This window comes from Streptomyces atratus (genome assembly GCF_900119365.1).
Taxonomy (GTDB): Bacteria; Actinomycetota; Actinomycetes; order Streptomycetales; family Streptomycetaceae; genus Streptomyces; species Streptomyces atratus_B.
On sequence record NZ_FPJO01000078.1, the window covers coordinates 1 to 4,854 of the forward strand.

General features: G+C 69.9%; 5 protein-coding genes and 2 pseudogenes. 4 read left to right on the plus strand and 3 right to left on the minus strand.

Going from position 1 to position 4,854, the window contains the following annotated elements; translation table 11 throughout:
- The 4 genes and pseudogenes from BT364_RS38705 to BT364_RS44540 form a co-directional block, all read left to right on the plus strand.
- The coding region (locus tag BT364_RS38705; protein WP_177328152.1) for a transposase at window positions 1-192 on the plus strand (192 nt) is incomplete at its 5' end.
- A 348-nt stretch (window positions 193-540) separates the two neighbouring features.
- Window positions 541-816, plus strand: coding sequence for a hypothetical protein (locus BT364_RS38710; protein ID WP_072489800.1), 276 nt, complete (start codon window positions 541-543; stop codon window positions 814-816).
- A gap of 365 nt (window positions 817-1,181) precedes the next feature.
- Window positions 1,182-1,557 (plus strand): annotated as a pseudogene (locus BT364_RS38715) (IS110 family transposase); the annotation flags it as partial.
- A gap of 297 nt (window positions 1,558-1,854) precedes the next feature.
- Window positions 1,855-2,016, plus strand: a complete 162-nt coding sequence (locus BT364_RS44540) for a pentapeptide repeat-containing protein (protein WP_371268712.1) — start codon at window positions 1,855-1,857, stop codon at window positions 2,014-2,016.
- A 539-nt stretch (window positions 2,017-2,555) separates the two neighbouring features.
- Here BT364_RS44540 and BT364_RS40820 read toward each other — a convergent pair.
- The 3 genes and pseudogenes from BT364_RS40820 to BT364_RS38735 form a co-directional block, all read right to left on the minus strand.
- Complete coding sequence (locus BT364_RS40820; RefSeq protein ID WP_072489801.1) at window positions 2,556-3,011, minus strand: hypothetical protein; 456 nt, start codon at window positions 3,009-3,011, stop codon at window positions 2,556-2,558.
- A gap of 564 nt (window positions 3,012-3,575) precedes the next feature.
- Window positions 3,576-3,839, minus strand: a complete 264-nt coding sequence (locus tag BT364_RS38730; protein WP_072489802.1) for a hypothetical protein — start codon at window positions 3,837-3,839, stop codon at window positions 3,576-3,578.
- Between the two features lie 649 nt (window positions 3,840-4,488).
- A pseudogene (locus BT364_RS38735) lies at window positions 4,489-4,854 on the minus strand (helix-turn-helix domain-containing protein); the annotation flags it as partial.

Genomic DNA, 4,854 nt, shown 5'->3' on the forward strand with positions numbered 1-4,854 from the left:
GTCCTGCTGCTGAACGGCGAACTGGCCACTGCCGAACCGAAAAAGCTCCGCTACCGACTGCTGCACGTCGCCGCCCGCCTCACCCGAGGCGGGCGGCGCCTCCGCCTGCGGATATCGGCGACCTGGCCATGGAGAAACGAACTCGCCGACGCCTTCCATCGCCTTGCCGCGCTGCCCCGACCAGCCGGCTGACCGACAACCCCCTGCCCGCCCACGACCCGAAGGACCCTGGAGAACCCGACCACCGCGCCGGGCCTCCGCCATGCCCAAACAGCCAAATCACCTCGCCCACCCGGCGGCTGACGATCAGCGACGACTCATCACCCCAACCGAAACGGCGAGGTTAAACGACAAGCTCACCGCTCTGGGACCGTGACCCCTGCCGCCGCGAACGCGTCCAGCAGCACCCGGTACTGCTCCTCCGTCAGTTTCGTACGCTTGCGAGCTGAGCGCCACCCCGTACACGAGGGCGTGGCTCGAGGCGAACGATCCGGAGATGTTCGCACTCCTCGAGCAGGTCTACGGAGCGGGGGGTACACCGTGAACGGAGCGTCCGAACGAACGCGCAGCTACCGACTCCTGCAGGGCGAACGTCTCGCGCTCGAGATACGCGGTGAGCCGGGGGTCCTCGTGAGCACCTCAGCGCCGCCGTCCCTTCCGGGAACGCCGCCGGTGACGCATCCGTTCGCGACCGCCGACTTCCACCTGGCTGAAGTCGAGGGAGAGCTCGGTGCGCTCCTGCGCGAGTCATCCGACATCGATGCATTTCTCGAGGCGGCCGACCGCGCAGGCTACCGGATCGAATCGATCGGCTGAACGCGACGTACGCCTGCGGCTGTGTGCGATCTCTCACCTTCGTGTCAGTACGCCACCTGCGCGTGGCGGCATCTACGCCCTGCAGCGCATCATGGAGGACTCCCCCGTTATGTTCTTCGTGGTCCTGCAAGAGGGCCGCTGGCCTCCGGGCCCGGCATGACTGTGTCCCCCTGTCGAACGGATGACCTGGGGGGTGGTGTCACCGGGCCCGGGAGGTGCCGCCGGAGACGCTGATGAGAGGTCCGGCCACTGCCCGGTCCGGCGCAATGCCGGACAGCTCGCGGGCGGCAGGTCTGCATAACGTGGATGCGCGCGTACGACACCACTGCCGAGGCCGGCACGTTCAACTCGCCTGGAGGGGGGCGATGTTCGATACCGAAGACGTGGGGCGTGTTCCTCGGCCTGGACGTCGGCAAGAGTGCTCATCACGGCCACGGACTCACCCCGGCCGGGAAGAAGATCCTCGACAAGCAGCTGCCCAACAGCGAGCCGAGGCTGCGGGCCGTGTTCGACAAGCTGACTGCGAAGTTCGGCACCGTCCTGGTGATCGTGGACCAGCCCGCCTCGATCGGCGCCCTCCCGCTGGCCGTGGCCCGCGATGCGGGCTGCAAGGTCGCCTACCTGCCCGGCCTGGCGATGCGCCGGATCGCCGACCTGTATCCGGGCGAGGCGAAGACCGACGCGCGCGACGCGGCGGTGATCGCGGACGCGGCCCGCACCCTCCCGCACACCCTGCGCTCTCCAGGATGAAAACCCTCAAAACCGGCAGCACGAACTTGACGAAGGACATAGAGGCCCCCCCGCGATCACCCCACCATCGCGAACGTCCTCGCCGCTCACATCCGCGGCCACGCCAGCAAGAACCCGGGTAAGGGCAAAGAGATCTCGGCCGACGTACAAGCCGCCCTCACCGTCCTGCTCACCCGCGACACCACCCACGATAAAACCTTCACCCTGAACCTCCGCCACACCTGGCTCCCCAAAGCCGACCTCACCTCCCCAGCACCGAACAATGACCCTGACCAGCCACCGGCCCACCTGGCCAACGCAAACCTGAACGGCGCACACCTGCGCGACGCGAACCTGGGCGACGCGAACCTGAGCAACGCGGACCTGAGCGTCGCGGACCTCTACCGCGCGGACCTGACCGGCGCGATCGAGCGCGGCGCGATCGTGTCCGACGCGAACGGCCCTGAGTGACCGTCGCAAGAAAGGATCGCTACTACGACACCATCATGACGCCGCCATCCGATCCCCGAAACCGCCCGGACGGGGTGCACTCGCCCGCGTCGCGCAGCAGCTCGGGCCGGCGGCCGCCGCAGACCGATCCCACCGGGTCCTGTCGCGCCTGTCGCACACCCGGGAGTCCCGGCCTCCCGGCGCAGGCCACAGGGCCTCTGTCGCGCCGACAGGCCGACCCGCACGACAGGGCCACACGACAGCCCCGGAGCCCCCGGCCAGGTGACCGTCCTCACGTGCACGCGGGTGCACGTGCACGTGTGCACGCCGTGGAACCGGACCCGGCCCCCGGACACCCGTCGCGTAGTGCTCGGGCAGACGGGTGCAGCGGCGCAGGCGCGGGCGCCCCGAGGGCCTACCGGGGCAACTGGCGGACCGACACCGGGCCCGAAGATCGGCATACGGGCCCCTGCGGGACGATCTTCACCCCGAACGACCCGAGGGGGGCCCGGGGGCGGAGATCGTCAGCGAGAGGCGCCCTCAAAGGGCTTGAGGGGCGGTCAGAAGGGTGCGGGTCCGGTGGACCCGGACACAGCGGCGAGCTCGGGATACTGCGCGGCGAGCTCGGCCCGGATACGCGCGGTCTCTTCAGCGGCGGCCTGCTGCTGGGCGGTGCGCTCCTCGGCGACACGCTGGTCCTCGGCTGCCTCCGCTGCTGCGTGCTCCTCGGCCTGGCGATCCAGATCGGCACTCAGGTCCGCGGCAGCCTGCCGCTCCGCCTCGCGGTCGGCGTCCTCCTGCTCCCACCGGTCCGCCAGCTGCTGCGCGGCGGCAGCCGCCTCCTCCTGGCACCCGACACACTCCCCGCCCTCTGGGACCTCGCCCTTGCCAGGGGCGTGGCAGATGGTGCACTCCCACCAGCCAGGGCGGTGCGGTGCCTGCCGAACGGTCCCGGTGTCCCTCCCCGCTGCTGCTGCCGCCTTTCTGGCCGCCCGCCTCGGCCCGCCGCTCCACACCGGTATCGATGTCGTACCCGTCTTCGCACCGGGGGTACGGGCACTCCCCCGCCTGCACCAGGGCCACGGCCACGCCCACAGCGCTCCCGATGCCCTTGCCCTCGATGGAGTGCAGCGCCTCCGCGTACCCATGCTGGACCCAGCGGCGAGCAGCACGGTCGATGATCTGTGCCGTGGTCCGCCCACCCATGCCCGCGAGGAACTGCGGGCGGTTGCGCTTCGCCGGCAGGGTGCGGTAGGGCAGCAGCTCCACCAGCTCGGCCGGCAGCGACGCTACGACCGCCTTGACCACGGCCACCTGCTCCCCCGTCAGCTCCGGACCCTCAGCCCGCTGCTGCGGCACATTCGGGGGGTACGGACTTGTAGTCTCTACCCCCTCCTCGATGTCAGGCCCGGCCGGTGTGCCCTGCCCTTCCGACGACGAGCCAGCTTCCCCGGACGCGGCGGAGCCGCCCTCCACGCGCTCGCACGCGCTACTACCCGCACCAGCCCTACGGGGCGTCAGCAGCGCTACGCGCCGCAGGCGCTGGATCGTCTTCTGGTGTCTTCTGGCTAACAGTCTTCTTAGTGACTCCCGCGTTCCCCGACACCCGGGAATCCCGGGAGTCGGGGAACGGTGATCTCGACTCGCTTCGAGGGCTTCCCCGCGAGCTTGGCCTGGCGCTTCGCGGCCGCCGCCTTCGCGGCCGCGGTCGGCTCGATCAGCTGCACCTGCCGGACATCTGGCTCACGCTCGACCGAGGCCAGCAGCGCGGACACCTCCGCGTCCATCGCCGGGGTGTCGTAGACCACGACCTCCGTGGACCACTGGTTGCCCTCCCAGGCCATGTGGGAGCTCTCACTCCGCTGACCAGGTAATCCTCACTCCGTGACCAGCCAATCCTCACTGCTTGTCCAGCACCAGCGCCCGGCCATCACTGCTCAACACCCCATAGAAACAACCGAACCGGCCCGCTCCACAGCGCCCAAGACCGGACACCAAACCGAGAGCCAACCCGGACACGGAAGCAAGAACTCCCACAGGTGGTCCGGAGTCAGCTGCAATGACTCCGGACCACCTGTCTGTCTGACGCTGTTGCCGTTGTGTCAGGCCTCGTCCGCGCGGTCCTGTTCGCACGGGTCGCACATCGGTACGCGCCAGTCCTTGTCGAGCTCCCAGGCGAACGGGTCCTGTCTGATGCTCACGTCCGGCTTGTCCTCGTTGCCATTTCCGAACGGTCATGCGGTCGACACCGGCCTGCCGGGCGAACCCTGACTCGGTGGCGTCCCCCCGCTCGATGAGGGTGATGGCGGTCTGCTGGAGGCAGTGGTAGAGCTGGCCGAGCATGCGGTAGAAGAGATTTCTCTGGGCGGCAGCGTGCCAGTCTCCGTGGTCGTCGCGGCGCCTTCGGTAGTGGGCCTTGGCGCCGGGTGAGGCTGTGATGGCGGAGAAGGCCCAGAGGTAGCCGGTGTGGTTGAGCCGGTCATTCTTCACCCACCGCCGAGTGTCGACGTGTACGAGGTCGCCGGGGGCGGCGTGTTCGTAGCGGCGGATCACCCGGCCGGTGGCACGGTCCAGGTGGGTCAGGCGGGCCAGGCCGTAGCGGGTCAGGACCCGGTGGACGGTCGCGGGGTTCAGCCCGAGGAGGTAGGCGATGCGGGCCGGCCCCCAGCGGCGCAGGACGCGGACCTTGATGATCCGCCGCTCGGTACGGGTCGGGGTCCGGCGCGGGCTGTGGTGCGGGCGCGAGGACCGGTCGGTCATGCCTGCCTCGCCCAGCTCGCGGTAGCGGCCGGCCCACCGCTGAGCCGTCGTGGGCGAGACCTGGAAGCGTTCGGCGGCCCGGCGAAGGGGCCAGCCGTC